The sequence below is a fragment of the Photobacterium gaetbulicola genome (assembly GCF_003025515.1).
Taxonomy (GTDB): Bacteria; Pseudomonadota; Gammaproteobacteria; order Enterobacterales; family Vibrionaceae; genus Photobacterium; species Photobacterium gaetbulicola.
Genome location: NZ_PYME01000001.1, coordinates 27,819 through 47,037, shown reverse-complemented (window position 1 = coordinate 47,037; position 19,219 = coordinate 27,819). Strand labels below are relative to the sequence as shown.

Genomic DNA, 19,219 nt, shown 5'->3' with positions numbered 1-19,219 from the left:
CTGCATTTATGATGAGTATCTTTTCTACAGTAATGAAAGCAGCGTGTAAAAATTCAGCGTAAAAACGGCAAAGGCCTTAATTTATAAGGGATAGAAGGCTATTTTACGGTATCCTAAGCCACCTTTTTCTACCTGACGATGATAACGCGTTTTTTCGGCAGGTTACTGTCGGCGCTAGCGCCAGTTACAACTATCAACAATTATGCTTTACGATAACAACATTCCAGTCCGTTACCCCAAAGGGGCTTTTGCAATGGGGACGGTGTACAGCTTTACCGGCGCATCGATTCTTGCCTCGATCATTTTCTCACTGCTGCTCTTTCTCTCGATAGATGAAGATCCCGTCATGCAAATTCTGTTCGGCGGTCTTGCGGTTATCTTCGAGCTGGGCAAGTTCTTTGCGTGGTATGAATTTGGTGAACGCCGGGCAAGGCGTAATTACGCCGGAGCCGTTTCCGCCTTTGCCTTTTATGCGGTACTCGCAGCTATCTCTATTGGTGGTTCGGTTGGTGGTATCAATAGCGCGACCAACCAAGCCCAGAGCCATGTCAATGTGCAACAGAGTAGGGTCAACAACTACAATATGCAGATCGCTGCAATTGAACGGCAAATCGAGCTTAACAATAGTGCTGCAGAGAAATATATCGAGATGGAGCGTATTGCCACCGGAGTTGCCCGCATCCAGCGTGAAAACGATGAACTTCGCGAGCAGCAGCTAAAACTTGCCGCCGAGCGGGACAGCTTACCGGTGGTCAATCAAGGCAGCGTGATTGGCCTTATCGACAGCTTAGCCCAGTCTTTGAAGATAGAAACAGAAACTGCCCAGCTCAGCTTGGTGATTTTCCTTTCTGTCTTGCTTGATTTCTTTGCGGCATTTTTCGTTGGCCTCATCGGCGAGGAGCTTCGTTTCAGGAACCAGTTCCGCCGTGTCGGCCCTATTACTATCGATACCTATACGGATAACGAGATCAAGCAGCCTGAGCTGTTGACCAATCAGCAGCAGGAAACGGTAGGCGACGACGATGGGCAGGCTGAGCAACAGCCTGAAGCACCGGCCGAACCAGAAAAGCCTAAATCACTCTACGAGCAAGCGATCGAGGCATTGAGCACCAATCAGGTCAACTGCACCAAACGTGCCGTTACCAAATACCTCAAGACCAGCAGTGATGAGGTCGACGACATCTTCAGCCGCTTTATGGAAGAAGGCATCGTCAGTAAAAAGCCGAACAACCATTACCAATGGCATGGTGTTTCCGCTACTGCCGAGGCATAGATAGCGCCCTATTTAGCGACCCCGCGATAAAAAGCCCGACTTTATCTTCATAAAGTCGGGCTTTTTCATACTGGAAAGCTTGAGGAAATGATTGCCTTACAAGCCTTTTTTGTATTGAGCCATCGTCGTCGGCGCAATCTTGGTATGAAGAGCTGACGGCGCTGCATCACCAGTTAGCTGCTCACAGAAAGCTTCAAGCAATGCCGGTTTTTCCAACGCCATCTGGGTATGGGTCTTAATATCGCGCATATCCACCATATAGCCATCAAATAAACCGGGGTGATCCTTGATCACATCCAAGTTAAGATAATTCTCTTGGCTATACAGCGAATTATGGGCTCCACGCTGTTTATCTACCACATACGAGGCATGCTTTAGGCTCAGGATCGACGCCGACTTATCACACTTTCGCAGACACTTGTCATCGAATCGCTTCTTCTTACAGCCAACCGTTTGGTGGAACAGGCACTGGCGGCTGGTCAGTAGTGTGATCGGGTGATAAATACTGTAGAAAAGCTCAAAGTTATCCGGCTTAACCAATGGTTTTATCTGCTTTTTGTTAATTTCGTTGGAGATAAATGCACCGACACAATTGAACTCTTCCTTCAGGCAAGCCAGACTGTACGAGTTAATAATGTTCATTTGAGGGCCAGCCACCCAGTCAATACCGCGCTGATAGGCCGCATACCCTACCCCGCTGTTATTGGTCACAATACGGCTTGGTTGAACCTGCTCGAGGAAGGCAACTGCTGCATCATAGTTTTCACCAATGAGAATGGCAGGGAACCAAGGCACTAACTGATCATTATGCTCAAATAAGTCAACCAATCGGTCCAAATCACAGGCCAGCGCTTCGGGCAATTGATAGTACACGAAGGTATTTGGCTCTGACTGCAGCACCAGATCCTCTACTGAAGAAATCAAGGTGTGTAATTGAGGGGGTTGAGCATACTCAGAAGCCGCTTCCATTCCAGGTTTGCTCAACTCGACCGGCGCAATAAGTGGCTTGTTGCCGTTAAGCGCTACCGCGACTTTTTCTTTGATTACCGTTTGTTCTTTGTATGGGATGTAAAGGCCGCTTGCCAGCGCGCTCAAGTCGATCTGATTGACCCGGTAGTCGGCATTGGCAAAACTGTTGACCCACTTGCTTACCCCTTCCTTATCAAGGGTAAATTTCTCAGAGGATACCAAATTTGATTCTGATTGCAGCTCAATCAAACCCTGCGGTGTGATGAGCTCAACCTTCAATGGCAGACCTTCAGCAGCAATGACTTTAATATCCAGCGCCAGCTTCTCGACACACAACTCCTTAGTGACACGCTCCACCTGCTGGATAATATCGGTTTTAGTGTCGTAGAGCTTTTTCTTAACCGCTTTGACCTCATCCATGCTGGTGCAACTGTAGATATTCGAGAAATGGGTAGCAGCATGATCCCTCGGATTATCAATAAACATGCTCTTATTGATATCGCCTTTCAAGAACGCATTGGAAAAGTCACGGTTAAATACCGTGTATAGCCGGCTGGTATCTGTCAGTATTTCTCCTTTGCTACAGTAGCTATCAATTTGCTGGCGCCACGTATCTACGACCGTATAGACATAATGGGACTTTTTGATCCGCCCCTCGACTTTCAGCGAATACACCCCTGCATCAGCCAAAGCCGCCATATCAGAAAAGGCCGAGTTGTCTTTCAGATTCAACGGGTAGTCTTTGCCGGTCTCTGTGGTCTGGTACTGCTCTCGGCATGGCTGACTGCAACGGCCACGGTTACCAGAGCTGCCATTTCTGACCGAGCTGATATAGCACAGTCCCGAAAAGCCAATACAGTAGGAACCGTGGACGAAGACTTCCATCAACACATCGTGCTGATGGCCAAATTGCGCCAACTGTTTGATCTCATCAATATTCAGCTCACGCGAGAGGTTAACCCGAGAGGCAGTGAGCTGTTTGAGGAATAATATCTGGCCTTCATTGTGGGTGTTGAGCTGCGTCGAGGCATGCACATCCAAGGAAGGAAAATGCGTCTTTAGTATCGAGAAAAGACCGATATCCTGAACAATCACCCCGTCAATATCAGTATTGACCAGCTTGTTCAACAGACGAACCAGTGCTGGTACTTCGCTCTCCAGAATAATGACATTAAGTGTCAGGAAGATCTTGCATTGGTGCTGGTGAGCCAGCCGGACAACACCGCTGAGGTTTTCAAACGTGAGGTTGGTCGCCCGGTTGCGCGCATTAAAGTTGTCCAGCCCGCAATACACCGCATCAGCGCCGGCAACAATGGCTGCTTTTATTGATTCTAAATCGCCGCCCGGTGCTAACAGCTCAAATTGGTCACTCATTTCGACATTACCCTTTTGCCAATACCCAATGCAAAAGGGCGGTATTCTACGTGGTACGGACTCGAAATGCCATTAATAGCACTGTGGTTAATCTGTCATGTGGAGAATAACCCTATGTCGCGGCCAAGTTCTGGCCATTAGGATCGCTGTCATGCTCAAAACACTGTTGCTTAAGCCATCGCCCTAGGGTTGTTATCTCAAATTGTTTGGCACGTGATTGCTTATACACAAAATAGAGGTTGTCACCCGTTGGCAGCTCATGCATAGGAATACGCACTAGGTTCTGCTGGTGGTCGTGATCGTTTAGGAAGTAGTCATTCAAAAAGGCAATTCCCTGATGATACTTCACGGCCTCTGCAGCAAGAACCATATGGCTAAAGTGACTAACCTTCACATCAGCAGGCAAACTAAACCCGCCACGCTGACACCAAGTTTGCCAATCTAACGCCTGATTCCCATCTTTGAAAATCGAATGTACCGATAAGAGTGGATGCTCCCAGAGTGCCTCTGGTAGGGATTTGCCTTCGATCTGCAGCCAAAGTTTCTGGCTACAGAACGGGTACAGCAACTCCTTATACAGAAAGTCACTGACATAGTTTTTCTTGGGGGGATGAGCTGTAATGAAACAGTCTGCTACCTGATCCGAAAATTCTGGCTCGTCGGCGAACATGGCAAGCGATAAATCAATTTCAGGGTGTTGCTGACGCAAACTTTCCAGTCTGGGAACCAACCATTTCACTGCTAGTGAACTGTACATCGCGAGCCGGATTTTCCCACTTTCACCTTCTCGAATTTGCTGGCTGGCCTGGGCAATATTCTGCAATGAATGGGAGATTTCTTCGTAATACTTTTCACCCATCGGCGTTAAAGACAAACGTCTCCCCTGCCGGACAAACAAGGTTTCACCCAGGTATTCCTCCAACAAACGTACCTGATGACTAATGGCACTCTGTGTCACGTTCAATGACGTTGCCGCATGCGAGAAGCTATTTAAACGAGCAACAGATTCAAAACACTGAACGGCACGTAATGGCGGTAACTTCATTATTAGCTGAACTCATACTAAGTGAATATTTATCATTATATATGAAGGTGATTTATGACTTAAGCTTACGCAATCACAAATCATCACTTTCTTATTGCACTAACACTGAACACGCGTCAGTCAATGACAGGAGCTTGGTCATGCCTTCAATAACTGTTGGAATGGCAATGGGTTTACTCATTGTCGGAAACCTTATTGCGGTTTTTTCTGATGCCTTAATTAAAACGCTGGGTGAAGATACGGCGGTATTTCAATTTGTCTTTTTCAGGCAGTTAACTGCTGTACTGATATTGCTGCCTTTTTGTTATGGCGTGAGTAAAAAAAGCTTCACCGACGGACTGAAATGGCATGCCTTGCGTGCCCATATCTGGTTGCTTGGTGCAATTTTTATGGTCTTTGCCATCAATGCGATGCCACTGGCAACCGCCAATGCCATCTTCTATGCCGCCCCTCTCATGATGCTGCCGCTTGCATTGGTGTTTTTCAAAGAGCAGCTCACCCGCTACTCCATTTCAGCTGGGGTACTTGGCTTCATGGGTATGTTGGTAATTATCCGGCCGACAGAAATTGACTGGGCGGCGATTGCTGCACTGATCGTCGCACTGAGTATCGCCAGCAATAACTTACTTATCCGCAAATTGCCCAAACATCAAACAGTAGCGCAAACTTTGTTATTGACCAATCTGGCGGGTATCCCAGCCTCCCTAGGGTTGGCACTATGGGAAGGGCGAAAATGGGATTGGACACCACTAATTACTGCGGCAGGTTCAAGTAGTTTCATCTTAATTTATGCCGCTATCTGTGTGATTGCCTACCGCTCGGCGGAAAGCAATAAAATTGCCAGTGCCGAATACAGTGGCCTACTCGGTGCTGTCGGGGTTGGCTTGATATGGTTTGGAGAAACCCCGGACTTTGCAATGGTACTTGGCACGGCCATGATCATTTTACCGCTAATTTGGCTGGCTCGAATTGAAAAAAATAAGGCAGCTATGAACCCTGAACTTTCGGAATAACCTATGTCGGCTTTTTTACTCTCACAAATAATAATTGGTATCGCCGTTTGCTTTGACCTTGTTTCATTTCAATTCAAGGATAAAAAAAACATCATCAAATGTTTTATCTGTGCCGTTATCCTGATAGGTATCCACTTTGCGCTCTTAGAGCAATGGACAGGCGCTGGGCTAATGGCGCTGGGAGCATTCCGCTACCTAATCAGCCTCTACACCACATCCAAGAAAATGGCGTTGTTGTTCTGCATCAGCACACTGGCCATCACCTTCTTCACGTATGCCGGTATTGCTAGCATTCTCAGTTGTTCCGCGGCACTGATTCAGAATGTTGCCGCTTTCAGCAACAACGATAAACGGCTTCGCCAACTGATGATTGTCGGTACCAGCTTGTGGCTGACTCATAATATCGTTATTGGCTCACCCACTGCCGTGCTGCTGGAGGCGTTATTCCTCTCAAGTAACCTCATCGGCTACTATCGCTACTACCTAAAACCAGCGAAAACCGCCGAGCAAGTGTAAAAAAGAGTCTATACCCAAGTTACCTCAAGGTGCAGGATTCAGAGGGTTGTCAGGTTATTCAGTACAAGAAGAAGGTTTGCCGGAATGGCATTCCCTTTCAAAAAGCTTCAACGAAGGAGTGAATGGCCTGATACCCTCCCAGAGGGCGAGTTTTCTAAGCTCATATACAGCGTTATTGTTTCTTGATTTAGAGCCACTAGATCTTCAAAACAATGCCTTGTCTATAAGCTTATAAATTCTCGCTGAACCTGCATCTTGAAGTAGCTCGGGTATAAAGAGGCCCTTTTTAACGTTAATCTCTGGTCGATATTAGGCCGTCGCCTTGTCCGCTCTTTCCTTCACCTTTTCAAGGATGGCAGAGATCGGAACAATCGGCCCCATCATATTTACCCGAAGTGCATCACTACCTGAGGCATAATGCAGCTCAGATGAGTCGTAAGAGGAATAGTTATACTTGTAGTTGAACTTTCCCGTCGCGATATGTAACAGATCGAATTCTTTACGGTGGCAAGAGATATAAGCACGCCAGTACATCGCATCCACGACTTCTGACGGGCGGTCTGCACGAATTATAAACCGCCAGCTTCCGTCCTCACCGTAGAAGTCCAAAGGAAAAGTATTTTTTGTTTTTCTTTTGCTAAACAAAGTCAATTTATCCACTTAACCAGCCAATCAAGTGGATTATCCAAGGATTGAGGAAGAATGGAAGAGATTACAGATTAAAACCGTCAATTTTGACATAACTGTACAAATTTCAGCGCCTTTTATTTAACTGTATTCACTTATCCTTCTTGCTGTTAACCCATTACTCATAACGGCAACCCATATCACAACCTTACCCTCAATGCCGCAACACGCACTTTTTCAACATGCGCTTTTTAAACTTCGACCTTTTTATACAAACAAAAATAATAATTATTAATAATAATGTAGCAAGATGGTAATTAGCATAAAGATCAACCAAAAAACAGTTAATCACAATTAAAAATACTTAAATATCAGTAGTATTGATGCATCTGTAATTTATCCACATGAAAATTATTCAACCAATAGATAAATAAAACTAATGATTAACTGCTTGCGAAACATACACTTTATCAAGTAGATGACGGTAAGAAATGATAATATCCCCGGCAATTTACATTTAGTTACAATTGAGCTTTCAAAAAGCCGAATCTAACTCCATAACCTTAGAGATGTATTATGTGGAACAGACTCAATAAGTCGATGATGGTTTGCCAAATGATGTTTGGCCTCTCCTTCTACGGTGTGATGGTGATCCTCACCCGCTTTTTCCTTGAGAACCTAAATTACAGTGAAGCCGACACCATGATGATCGTTGGCGCTTTCTCGTCTATTGGACCACTTTTTGCTATTGCTGGCGGATTTATTGCGGATAAATTCTTAGGTGCCTACCGCTCGCTGACAATCAGCTACTTTGGCTTTGCTATGGGTTATGCACTTTTAGTCATGGGCGCATCCAGCTTGAATATTCCGATGAGCCTGATTGGTATTGCTCTGGCGAGTTATTCACGCGGCTTAATGTCACCTTCATACCCAAGTCTTTACAAGCGTACCTTCAAGTCAGAAGAGGACTTTGAAAACGCCTATCCGGTTAACTACTCAGTAAACAACATTGGCGCTTTCCTAGGACAGTATCTCTTCCCGATGATCGTTTTGATCCTTGGTTTCAATGGCAGCTTTGCGCTGTCAGCAGCGATGGCAACGCTGGCTTTGATTATTCTAATCACTTCACGCAAGCCGCTACTCTCCGTGGCGACAGAGATGGATAACAGACCTGCGGGCGTCAAAAACTGGCTTGCCTTCGGTGTTATCTCGGCATCAATGATCGGCCTGGTGTTCTTTATGTTCTCCCACATGGACATCGGCAAAAACATTGTCTATGACATTGGCGCGGCCGCTATCGGTTACTTTATCTGGCTGATGATGCAGGCAAACCGCTCAGATGCCTTGAGAATGGGCACTATCCTGATCATGACGGCTCTGACCACTGCATTCTTTGTCTACTACGGCCAGATGATGACTTCCATGACTATGGTGACGATCAATACCATGCGTGGTGATCTGTTCGGTATTATCCCTATCGCACCCGAAGCCTCGATGGCAATGAACCCGCTGTGGTGTATCCTTGGCGGCCCACTGGTATCATGGACTTTCTCATCATTAGAAAAGCGTAATATCAACTTTTCGACGGCAACCAAAGTCAGCTTTTCCTTCGTTCTGACTGCCATTGCCTTTGGCATCCTGACCATGGCGATCTACAACATCGGCGAAAACGTCATCATTCGTCCTGAAGTCTTCTTGGCTATCCACTTCTTCCAGGCATTGGCCGAAGTGATCGTGGGTAGCTTGGTTGTCGCCTTCATCCTTTCCGTTGCACCTAAGCATATCGAGAACTTCTCGGTCAGCTTGTTCTCTGTAGCGATTGCACTGAGTGGTATCGTCGGTGCGGTCTTCTCGACCTCAATCGCGATGGAAAAAGGCCAAGCAATCACCCAAGAGTTGGTACAGACCGTATACGGTGACTACTTCAGCCTGCTGACTATACTGGCAGTGGTGATGGTGGCAATTGCCCTGCTGGCCTCAAGAATGATCCGCATCATGCTTAAAAAAGCAGAAGACGGCCAGGAACAAGATGCCGCACTTGCAGAGGCATGATGAATTAATTCGTCTCTTTGCCGAACAGATTATGAGGAGGCTCCTGCACGGGGCCTTTTTGATTTCTGGAGGCAAATGCACTCAGATCGAGCAACGATTACTCTCAACAAATAAATTTGGCGTTTTTTTGTGCAACAGGAGAAGGGGATTTGAAGGATAGACCGGATGCTATCTTGCTAAAGGTAACACAAAAAAATTTACATTATTAGACTTGTTAAAAAACTTTCTCTGCCTATAATGCTGAAAACCGGAGCGTCTGCCAACGCTCCGGTTTTTTTGTGCCTGCAACATGGTGAATCTCAATGCTATCTGCCAATAGCCTCAAAGCCATGATGCTACATTCGATAAGATAAGGAATGACCAATGCGTATCGAACAAGACTTGAAACTGGGCTTTAAAGATGTACTGTTTCGTCCAAAACGTTCAACCCTAAAAAGCCGTTCTCAAGTTGAATTAACCCGCGATTTTACATTCAAGCATAGCGGTCGTCAATGGTCTGGTGTACCAATTATTGCTGCTAACATGGACTCCGTCGGTAGCTTCGAAATGACCGCTGCCCTTGCCAAGCATGGCGTTATGACTGCGGTTCACAAGCACTACACCGTGGCTGACTGGGCTGAATTCGTTAACAACAACGACGCGAGCGTACTGAAAAATGCTATGGTTTCTACCGGTACGTCTGAAGCAGACTTCCAGAAAACCAAAGACATCATGGAACTGTCTGAAGACCTTATCTTCATCTGTATCGATATCGCCAACGGCTACTCCGAGCACCTGGTTGAGTACGTGCAGAAAGTCCGTGCTGAGTTCCCTAACAAGGTTATCAGTGCTGGTAACGTCGTTACTGGCGACATGGTTGAAGAGCTTATCCTTGCGGGTGCTGACATCGTTAAAGTCGGTATCGGCCCTGGCTCTGTATGTACTACCCGTGTTAAGACCGGTGTAGGCTACCCTCAGCTTTCTGCCATCATCGAGTGTGCCGATGCTGCCCACGGCCTAGGCGGCCGTATCATCGGTGACGGTGGCTGTGCCTGTGCCGGTGACGTTGCCAAAGCCTTCGGTGGCGGTGCCGACTTCGTGATGCTTGGCGGTATGCTGGCTGGCCACGAGGAGAGCAACGGTGAAATCATCGAGCAAGACGGCAAGACTTTCATGAAGTTCTACGGCATGTCTTCACAGAGCGCGATGGACAAGCACTCTGGCGGCGTGGCCAAATACCGAGCTGCAGAAGGCAAGACAGTTCTTCTGCCATTCCGTGGCCCGGTTGACAACACTATTCAGGACATCATGGGTGGCGTACGCTCGACCTGTACTTACGTCGGTGCCGCCAAGCTCAAAGAGCTGACCAAGCGCACGACCTTCATCCGCGTACAAGAGCAAGAAAACAACGTCTTCGGTAAAGAGTAAATAGTGCTCTTTAGCTAAGATATGATTTTGCAAAAGCCACTGTTTTTCAGTGGCTTTTTTGTCATTACCGATCAGCTAAACGCAGAAGTGCATCATTGCTGTGATTGATTCAAATAATCTATCAACCCATCTAAATTGACCGGAACGATCGTAGAGTTACCCTCCCCTTTCTTCACCAGACCTTCTTTGATGAGCTCATGAATAATTCGGGTGTAGGCCCGATCCGTGCAACCAAAACGCTGTGCCTCCTGATACATATAATCATGATTTAATGATCGGGTTTCAGAGGTACAGCGACTGACGATATCTTTGACAATGTTGAACTTAAGCGGATACAGAGATCGTTCGATGGCGATATTCATTGATGATTGGTACATATTCGCCATTCGGTGGTTCATCCAAAATGAAATCGTTGCATCTTCAAGCAGGATCTCGGCAAAGCGCTCTTTCGGAATCACAACCAGTTCGGTTGTTGCTGTTGCCACTACATCAAATGAACAAGGTTTCCCCGAGAAAAATTCAATCTCTCCGAAAAAGTTATCTTCGAGGTAGTAGTCACCCAAACTTAACGTTTTGCCATTAAGTGCGGTGTGTAAAAGCATAAACTGAGCAGCCGCAGACCAATACACTTCCGTAATTTCGTGCTCTTGCTGAACGATATAATCCCCCTTATGCCGGGTGATGCGTCGGAAGTTCTCATTGGCAATTAACTGACGGAACCTTGCTGGCCCTTTGCTTAAAAATTCAGACATACCCATTTTGTGTAAACTGTGTCCAACCTATCAAAATATAAAAATAATCTTGCCACATCCGGACAATTGTCGTGCTAGTGTCCCCAAACGATTCTATAAGCTACAGTTCATAAGCTTAGGAAGCAAAATGCTAACTATCTATACTCATAATGATCAACCACAATTTGGGAAACACTGCGTTTTCCTAGATTATACATTGTTGGGACAACACGAATGAATTACTTCGACCTACCGAAAATTGATCTTCATTGCCACCTAGATGGCAGCGTCAGACCACAAACTGTTATCGATCTGGCCAAACAGCAAAACATCACGCTTCCTAGTTATGATGTTGATGAAATCAACGCCTTGATGGTTGCCCCAGAAACTTGCCCTAACCTACCAGAATACCTAAGCCGCTTTGACCTGCCGGTATCGGTTATGCAAACGGCTGAAAGCTTGGAGCGTATTTCGTTTGAGTTGTTTGAAGACGCCGCCAAAGAAAATGTGAAGTACCTGGAAGTTCGCTTTGCCCCTCAGCTTCACATTCAAAACGGCCTGACTTATGAGCAAATCATCGCCAGTGCGGTCAAAGGCATGAAAAAAGCTGAAGCTCTATACGACATCAAAGGTAACTACATCCTTTCGATGGTGAAGTTCCTGCCTTCTGATACCATCCCGCAAGTGATTGATGCCGGTGTTGGCCTGCTGAACCAAGGGGTTGTTGCCTTTGATCTTGCTGGTAGTGAACTTGATGGCTTTAGCCATGACTATGCCACTTTCGCACAGGATGCAAAAGATAAAGGGTATCGAGTGACTATTCACGCTGGTGAACAGGGCTGCGGACAAAATGTCTACGAGGCTATTTCTATCCTAGGCGCAGAGCGCATCGGCCATGGTGTTGCGATTAAAGATCACGAAAAAGCATACAACCTAGTGAAAGAAGAAGACGTCGCGCTTGAGACTTGCCCAAGCAGCAATGTGCAAACTAAAGCGATCCCAGAACTAGCACAGCACCCAATCAAAGCGTTTTACAAAGATGGCGTGCCAGTAACGATCAACACCGACAACCGCACAGTATCCAACACCACAATGACCGATGAAGTTCGCAAGGTGATGGAGCAATTTGAGCTAAATGAAGAAGATTACTACCAAATCTACAAGATGAGTGTTAAGCACTCCTTCGCTTCAGACGACGTCAAGCAAGCATTGATGCAGTTTGCTAAGTAAGCACATCTCAAAATACTTAAAAGGCCACTTCATCTTTAAAGTGGCCTTTTTCATGTTTGCCGTATACCAAGCCGGTTATATATCAATCTAACGATTTCTTAAACCGTTTAGATGCCACCAGCAAGCCGATAACGGTAAAGCCTGCCAGCCATAGCGTGTCTTTCCACAGCCCTATCAAATCAGCACCACGCAGCACAATCCCTCTGATCAAACGCATAAAGTGTGTCGCTGGTAGCGCTTCTGATATCCACTGCGCAGCAACAGGCATGGCTTCATAGGGAAACATAAAGCCAGAGAGCAAGATCGATGGCAGTAGAATGAACACGGTCATTTGCATCGCTTGAAGCTGGGTCGATGCGATCGTCGAGATCACCAAACCCAAGGTCAAACTGGCAGAGATAAACAACAAGGTACCAAACAAGATCTGGCTAATCGCCCCATTGATAGGCACATCAAAAATAAAATGCCCCAACCCGAGGATGATAAAAACCTGAATCAAGCCGACAAAGATATAGGGGACTATCTTGGCCACCATCAGTTCTAATGAATGGATAGGCGTAGTGATCAGCAATTCGAGGTTGCCTCGCTCACGCTCCCTCACTATCGCGGCACTGGTAAACAGGATCATCGTCATGGTTAGAATCACCCCCAAGAGCCCGGGAATAATATTCACTGCCGAGCGTTGCGTAGGGTTGAAATACAGTACCACCTCAAAAGTTTTTTCAATTGGCGGGCGAATTTCAATATCCAAATCCGTGAGCGGCATGGTCTGTAGACCAAGGATTGCAGCACTGATCATGGTATCCGAACCATCGACAATCCACTGGCCAAGCTCTCGGCCCTGCATCGCACGTTGGGTAAGATCACCGGGTAAAATCAACGCAGCCCTCACTTCTCCTTGTTGAATAGCCACCTCTGCCTCTTGGGGGGATAAAAATTTCCTTTTAACATCAATAACCTGGGTCACCCTCACTGACTCGATTATCATTCGCCCTGCGACGCTATTGCTCTGATCCACGATGGCGACAGGGATATTACGAACATCGGTATTTATCGCAAAGCCAAACAGCAACAACTGGATCAGCGGGATCATCACTACCATGCCAAAGGTAATACGGTCGCGTGATAACTGGCGAATCTCTTTCACCATCACTGCTTTCATACGGTTGAGAGCATTCATTGCCTACCCTCCCCAGTCACTGTCACAAAAACATCTTCCAAGCTAGGTCGAGCAATGTTCATCTCGCTATTGGCCAATTTGGGGAACGAACCCTTCAACCACTCAATAGGATCATCGATATGTTGACGTATCAGTACCCGTAAACGGATGCCAAGCTGAGCTGCCGAGCGAACCTCATTTTTTTCCAATAATTGCTCTTTCAGCTCCCGCAAACGTTCTGCCTTAATCTCGACAACATGTACCCCCATCTCTTCCATCAGCGTTTCTGGCTCGCCATCAGCGCGGATCTTACCGGCTTCCATAATTGCTAGCCGGTGGCAACGCTCTGCTTCATCCATATAGTGGGTTGTCACCAAAATCGTGGTGCCCTGATCCGAAAGATCAAAAAGCTGCTCCCAGAACTCACGGCGATTTTCAGGATCAACCGCTGATGTCGGCTCATCGAGAAACAGTAATTCTGGTTTATGCATGGTTGCTGCAGCCAATGACAAACGCTGTTTTTGACCGCCACTCATACCGGAAACACGCTGCTTTCGCCGCTGATCTAAGCCATAGGTAGCTAGCTGCTCGTCAATCCTTTGCGCTAATTCCTTTTTTCCCATTCCGAAGATCTGGCCAATAAACTCTAAGTTCTCTTCCACGCTTAAGTCATCGTAAAGCGAGAACTTCTGGGTCATATAACCTATTTTAAGCCTCAGCTTTTCTGACTCCAGAGGGATAGTTAAACCCAGTACAGAAACATCACCTTCAGTCGGGCTCAGTAAGCCTGTCAGTACACGGATAGTGGTCGATTTGCCGCAGCCGTTGGGGCCTAAAAAGCCGTAGATACTGCCTTTCGGCACATTGAGGTTAATGTTGTCGATAGCAATGAAATCACCAAACGCTTTCTTTACGTTATGGGCTTGGATCGCGTATTCCGTCATGATCATTCCCCAGCCAGTTCCACTTGGGCAGGTACACCAGAGGGGAGTTGTTCCGCACTATCAGGCAAGTCAACTTCAGCGAGATACATCAAACGGGAGCGCTCATCTTCCGTTAATGCATAATAAGGGGTAAATGCAGGCTCTGACGATACCCAACGGACTGTGCCTTCAAAGGGGAGCTCTACACCATCCACATGAACAGGGACTTTTCGTCCAGGTACGAAATCCACCCGATGGCTGGCTGGTACATAAACCCTTGCATAGGGAATGCGGTTGGCCTGAACGACAGCGACGACCCCATTAACAGGCACCCGCTCGCCAAGGTTATATGGCAGGTTATCCAATATGCCATCACGGGTAGCGACAATCGTCAGCTCATCCAGCTTTTGCTGCTCCAACACCACATCCGCTTTGGCAGCGGCCAGTTCGGCCTTAGCTTGATCAATGTCCTCTGGCCTCGATCCTGCGGTCAGTTTGCTGAACTCTTCGCTGGCAGAGTCCAATTCGGCTTTGGCTGAATCCCTTGCTGCGAGTGCACTGTCTTGTTCTGATTGGCTGATCAGTCTTCGACTGACCAATTCGGCCTTACGGTGATAATTCTTATCAGCCTCTGTAAGTTGTGCCTGCGCTCTGGCAACTTTGGCCTGTGCCGCAGCGATATCTTCCGGCCTTTCACCGTTTGTAAGCCTGAGCAAGTAGGCCTCTGCTTTAGATTGCTCGGCAATAGCGTGTGCCAATATTGCTTGCTGGTTCTTACTATCAAGCCTTACCAGCACATCCCCTTGTTGTACCGTACTGCCCTCTTTGACGGGGAGCTCCCTAATGATTTCATTGGCAGTCGCACTGAAAGTGACCCGGTCACGCTCAAGGGTACCTAAAGCTTGCTTGAGTGAGTCTTTCAAACATCCTGTCAGCAGCAAGGGAACAAATAGGAGGAAAATGATACGTACGCAAAAGCTTCCTTTCATTGCTTTATCTCTTATGGCTGGTTCATTGAATCAATGACATTTATCCATACTACTTACAATAGCACTCAGGCAGGGCCAATCACTTAGCACTACCTCATAACTTCAATGGCTTACTTGTTACCTAAGAAGTAAAATATTCCTTCCACTTCCGAAAGGAAATAACCATTTAATCACTTTCTTCTTATTGAAGAATTAATTGAGAGCAATACAAAGAAAACCAATATAGTCAATTTAATCAGTAACTTAATTTCTGACCAGAATACTAAGTAACATCAACATGTAATGTGAGATTGGTTAGATATAGAATAAAGCTACGAATTAAACAGCGATTGGTTTGTCTGCAATGGCTGTTGGGATTGTGGCAATTATTGTTTTACAGTGCTTCGCAAAAATCATGAAGCAAGATAGTGTTTTGCTTTATCTGCCAAAAACTCTTTCAGCGCCTGAATCTGCGGGTTAATGACTCTTCTGCTAGCACAAACCAGATATAAAGGAGCCGGCTCTGGCTCTAGACCAATATCAACGCCCATTAGGCGCCCTGCGACCAGATCTTCTTTCACATCCAACAGCGACTTATAGGCAATCCCCTTCCCCGCAAGCGCCCAGCGCCTGACCGCCTCGCCGTCACTAGCATAGCGATTTCCCTTCACAACCAGCGTCACCTCCTGACCGCGCTGAAAGAACCGCCAGCGGTTATACAAGCTATCTCCCAAGGCAAAACACAAACAGTTGTGAGTAGCCAACTCTTCCGAGGTCAAAGGTGTACCATATTCCGCCAAGTAGCCAGGAGACGCACACAAGATGCGGGTATTTCCCCCAGCAATCGGTAAGGCCACCAACGAAGAGTCACTCGGTTCACCATATCGAAGTGCAATATCGACTGGTTGGGTATACATATCTGCTAACCCATCGCTCAGCTGCACCCTGACTTCCAACTTTGGGTGTTGCGCCATGAACTCATCGATCCAACCTAGAAAGATATTTCGACCACAATCCGAGGGCATAGAGAGTTTAATCACTCCCCGAAATTCTGCCTGGCCCTCAGTGATCGTACTGCAAGCTTCTGTCATCAGACCGACAGCCTGCTCGCAGTAATTAAGGAACTGCTCCCCCTGCTGGGTAAGGCGGAGGTTACGGGTCGAGCGGATAAACAGCAGTGCACCAACTTCACTTTCCAGCCGCTTCAATGCCGCACTGGCTGCCGCTGGGGTGATATCCATGTTCCTCGCCGCTGCAGAGAGGCTGTGCTGTTTGGCTGTCTCGATAAAAATTTTGAGGTCGTTGAGCGCTTTCATTTTCAAAATCTATTTGAAAGTAAATTAAGTCAATACTGGTTTTTCAAAATTTAATTGTCAAATAAACTTCGACCATAGAGTTAAGAAAACACCTACCCTTTTGTAAGGGCAGTCAAAGGAGAAGATCATGAAAGCAGTCGGCTATCAACAATCACTACCCGTTTCTGAACCACAGTCTCTGGTGGATATCACCTTTCCAGAGCCCGTTGCTACAGGTAGCGATATTCTGGTCGAAGTCAAAGCCATCTCGGTTAACCCGGTTGATACCAAGGTACGCATGCGTGCAGCCCCGGAACCAGGCCAGTACAAAATACTTGGCTGGGATGCCGCCGGCATCGTCAAATCTGTCGGCCCGGAGGTCACCCTATTCAAACCTGGCGATAAAGTCTGGTACGCTGGCGATTTGACCCGCTCAGGCTCCAACGCTGAGTACCAACTGGTGGATGAGAAAATCGTCGGTCACATGCCAGCAAGCCTTGACTTTGCCCAAGCAGCTGCCTTACCTCTGACAACCATCACTGCGTGGGAAATGCTATTTGACCGCTTGCAGGTTGAAAAGGACAGCAATAAAAAATTACTGATCATCGGTGCAGCCGGCGGTGTTGGATCGATCATGGTTCAATTGGCGAAGAAATTGACTAACCTGACGGTTATCGGTACCGCTTCACGTCCTGAGACCCAATCATGGCTTAAAGAGCTAGGAGCTGATCATGTTATCAATCACCGAGAATCGCTGAGCAAACAATTGGCCGAGCTGGAGCTGGGCGAAGTGGACTATATCGTAAGCCTGACCAACTCTGATGATCACCTTAGCGAAATTGTCGAATCAATCAAACCGCAAGGCAAATTTGGCCTGATTGATGATCCGGCGTCGTTTGACATCTTGCAGCTCAAGCGTAAAAGCATTTCACTGCATTGGGAATTCATGTACACACGCTCACTATTTGGCACTGAAGACATGATTGAGCAGCATCACCTACTCAACAATGTTGCAAAAATGGTCGATAACGGGGACGTAAAATCAACAATTGCCCATCAAGGCGGTAAGATTTGTGCGGATAATTTGAAGAAAGCGCATGAGCTCTTAGAGTCACAGAGAGCGCTCGGCAAAATCGTACTTGAAGGTTTCTAATTTAAAATCAGAGCACTAGAGGCAAAAAGGAAGGAATTGCGAAGATAGTAAGCAGCAGTCGAGGTGCTATCTTCGTAAAGGTAACACAAAAAAATTTACATTATTAGACTTGTTAAAAAACTTTCTCTGCCTATAATGCTGAAAACCGGAGCGTCTGCCAACGCTCCGGTTTTTTTGTGCCTGCAACATGGTGAATCTCAATGCTATCTGCCAATAGCCTCAAAGCCATGATGCTACATTCGATAAGATAAGGAATGACCAATGCGTATCGAACAAGACTTGAAACTGGGCTTTAAAGATGTACTGTTTCGTCCAAAACGTTCAACCCTAAAAAGCCGTTCTCAAGTTGAATTAACCCGCGATTTTACATTCAAGCATAGCGGTCGTCAATGGTCTGGTGTACCAATTATTGCTGCTAACATGGACTCCGTCGGTAGCTTCGAAATGACCGCTGCCCTTGCCAAGCACGGCGTTATGACTGCGGTTCACAAGCACTACACCGTGGCTGACTGGGCTGAGTTCGTTAACAACAACGACGCGAGCGTACTGAACAATGCTATGGTTTCTACCGGTACGTCTGAAGCAGACTTCCAGAAAACCAAAGACATCATGGAACTGTCTGAAGACCTTATCTTCATCTGTATCGATATCGCCAACGGCTACTCCGAGCACCTGGTTGAGTACGTGCAGAAAGTCCGTGCTGAGTTCCCTAACAAGGTTATCAGTGCTGGTAACGTCGTTACTGGCGACATGGTTGAAGAGCTTATCCTTGCGGGTGCTGACATCGTTAAAGTCGGTATCGGCCCTGGCTCTGTATGTACTACCCGTGTTAAGACCGGTGTAGGCTACCCTCAGCTTTCTGCCATCATCGAGTGTGCCGATGCTGCCCACGGCCTAGGCGGCCGTATCATCGGTGACGGTGGCTGTGCCTGTGCCGGTGACGTTGCCAAAGCCTTCGGCGGCGGTGCCGACTTCGTGATGCTTGGCGGTATGCTGGCTGGCCACGAAGAGAGCAACGGTGAAATCATCGAGCAAGACGGCAAGACTTTCATGAAGTTCTACGGCATGTCTTCGCAGAGCGCGATGGACAAGCACTCTGGCGGCGTGGCCAAATACCGTGCTGCAGAAGGCAAGACAGTTCTTCTGCCATTCCGTGGCCCGGTTGACAACACTATCCAGGACATCATGGGTGGCGTACGCTCGACCTGTACTTACGTCGGTGCCGCCAAGCTGAAAGAGCTGACCAAGCGCACAACCTTCATCCGCGTGCAAGAGCAGGAAAACAACGTCTTCGGTAAAGAGTAAAATAGCGCCCTTTAGCTAAGATATGATTTTGCAAAAGCCACTGTTTTCAGTGGCTTTTTTAGTACGCATCCTCAAAAACCAACCTTTCATAATAACCATTTAAAATACACCTTTATGGTTTATACTGTCTGTTCATCTTTCTTTTTGTGAATGCTTTACTGCCTCACCAGTAAGGCAAC

General features: G+C 46.9%; 16 protein-coding genes. 8 read left to right on the top strand and 8 right to left on the bottom strand.

Features of this window, described 5'->3' with window-relative positions; translation table 11 throughout:
* The first annotated feature begins 202 nt into the window (after positions 1–202).
* A complete protein-coding gene (locus tag C9J03_RS00215; RefSeq protein WP_044620879.1) occupies positions 203–1,273 on the top strand; it encodes a US12 family protein in 1,071 nt (356 codons plus the stop codon).
* Between the two features lie 96 nt (positions 1,274–1,369).
* Here the strand turns inward: C9J03_RS00215 and C9J03_RS00210 are convergent, their stop codons facing one another.
* Both C9J03_RS00210 and C9J03_RS00205 read right to left on the bottom strand, forming a co-directional pair.
* Positions 1,370–3,616, bottom strand: a complete 2,247-nt coding sequence (locus tag C9J03_RS00210) for a peptidase U32 family protein (protein WP_044620878.1) — start codon at positions 3,614–3,616, stop codon at positions 1,370–1,372.
* A 112-nt stretch (positions 3,617–3,728) separates the two neighbouring features.
* Entirely contained in the window at positions 3,729–4,661 is a 933-nt protein-coding gene (locus C9J03_RS00205) for a LysR substrate-binding domain-containing protein (protein WP_044620877.1), read from the bottom strand.
* 140 nt (positions 4,662–4,801) lie between these two features.
* Between C9J03_RS00205 and C9J03_RS00200 the strand changes: the two genes are divergently transcribed.
* Together C9J03_RS00200 and C9J03_RS00195 are read left to right on the top strand one after the other, a co-directional pair.
* On the top strand, positions 4,802–5,674 hold the full coding sequence (locus C9J03_RS00200; RefSeq protein ID WP_044620876.1) for a DMT family transporter: 873 nt from the start codon (positions 4,802–4,804) through the stop codon (positions 5,672–5,674).
* Between the two features lie 3 nt (positions 5,675–5,677).
* Complete coding sequence (locus tag C9J03_RS00195; protein ID WP_044620875.1) at positions 5,678–6,190, top strand: YgjV family protein; 513 nt, start codon at positions 5,678–5,680, stop codon at positions 6,188–6,190.
* A 309-nt stretch (positions 6,191–6,499) separates the two neighbouring features.
* Here C9J03_RS00195 and C9J03_RS00190 read toward each other — a convergent pair whose 3' ends face one another.
* Positions 6,500–6,850, bottom strand: coding sequence for a hypothetical protein (locus C9J03_RS00190; protein ID WP_231580621.1), 351 nt, complete (start codon positions 6,848–6,850; stop codon positions 6,500–6,502).
* Positions 6,851–7,393: 543 nt separating this feature from the next.
* Here C9J03_RS00190 and C9J03_RS00185 point away from each other — a divergent pair.
* Both C9J03_RS00185 and C9J03_RS00180 read left to right on the top strand, forming a co-directional pair.
* Positions 7,394–8,869 carry a peptide MFS transporter gene (locus tag C9J03_RS00185; protein WP_044620874.1) on the top strand — a complete coding sequence of 492 codons (1,476 nt, stop codon included), beginning with the start codon at positions 7,394–7,396 and terminating at the stop codon, positions 8,867–8,869.
* A 363-nt stretch (positions 8,870–9,232) separates the two neighbouring features.
* Entirely contained in the window at positions 9,233–10,276 is a 1,044-nt protein-coding gene (locus tag C9J03_RS00180) for a GMP reductase (RefSeq protein ID WP_044620873.1), read from the top strand.
* Positions 10,277–10,368: 92 nt separating this feature from the next.
* Here C9J03_RS00180 and C9J03_RS00175 read toward each other — a convergent pair whose 3' ends face one another.
* Entirely contained in the window at positions 10,369–11,028 is a 660-nt protein-coding gene (locus tag C9J03_RS00175; protein ID WP_338064677.1) for a Crp/Fnr family transcriptional regulator, read from the bottom strand.
* A 213-nt stretch (positions 11,029–11,241) separates the two neighbouring features.
* Between C9J03_RS00175 and add the strand changes: the two genes are divergently transcribed.
* Complete coding sequence (gene add / locus C9J03_RS00170; protein ID WP_044620871.1) at positions 11,242–12,237, top strand: adenosine deaminase; 996 nt, start codon at positions 11,242–11,244, stop codon at positions 12,235–12,237.
* Between the two features lie 82 nt (positions 12,238–12,319).
* Here the strand turns inward: add and C9J03_RS00165 are convergent, their stop codons facing one another.
* The 4 genes from C9J03_RS00165 to C9J03_RS00150 form a co-directional block, all read right to left on the bottom strand.
* Positions 12,320–13,417: an ABC transporter permease gene (locus C9J03_RS00165; RefSeq protein ID WP_044620870.1), complete on the bottom strand. Its 1,098-nt coding sequence runs from the start codon at positions 13,415–13,417 to the stop codon at positions 12,320–12,322.
* Positions 13,414–14,340 (bottom strand): ABC transporter ATP-binding protein, encoded by a 927-nt coding sequence (locus C9J03_RS00160; RefSeq protein ID WP_044621859.1) that lies wholly within the window; start codon positions 14,338–14,340, stop codon positions 13,414–13,416. Before C9J03_RS00160 ends, C9J03_RS00165 begins: the two co-directional genes overlap by 4 nt.
* A gap of 2 nt (positions 14,341–14,342) precedes the next feature.
* Positions 14,343–15,308, bottom strand: coding sequence for an HlyD family secretion protein (locus C9J03_RS00155; protein WP_044620869.1), 966 nt, complete (start codon positions 15,306–15,308; stop codon positions 14,343–14,345).
* 392 nt (positions 15,309–15,700) lie between these two features.
* Positions 15,701–16,603 (bottom strand): LysR family transcriptional regulator, encoded by a 903-nt coding sequence (locus C9J03_RS00150; RefSeq protein WP_044620868.1) that lies wholly within the window; start codon positions 16,601–16,603, stop codon positions 15,701–15,703.
* Positions 16,604–16,730: 127 nt separating this feature from the next.
* Between C9J03_RS00150 and C9J03_RS00145 the strand changes: the two genes are divergently transcribed.
* Positions 16,731–17,735 (top strand): zinc-binding alcohol dehydrogenase family protein, encoded by a 1,005-nt coding sequence (locus tag C9J03_RS00145; RefSeq protein ID WP_044620867.1) that lies wholly within the window; start codon positions 16,731–16,733, stop codon positions 17,733–17,735.
* Positions 17,736–17,996: 261 nt separating this feature from the next.
* Positions 17,997–19,040 (top strand): GMP reductase, encoded by a 1,044-nt coding sequence (locus C9J03_RS00140; RefSeq protein ID WP_044620866.1) that lies wholly within the window; start codon positions 17,997–17,999, stop codon positions 19,038–19,040.
* Positions 19,041–19,219 lie beyond the last annotated feature (179 nt).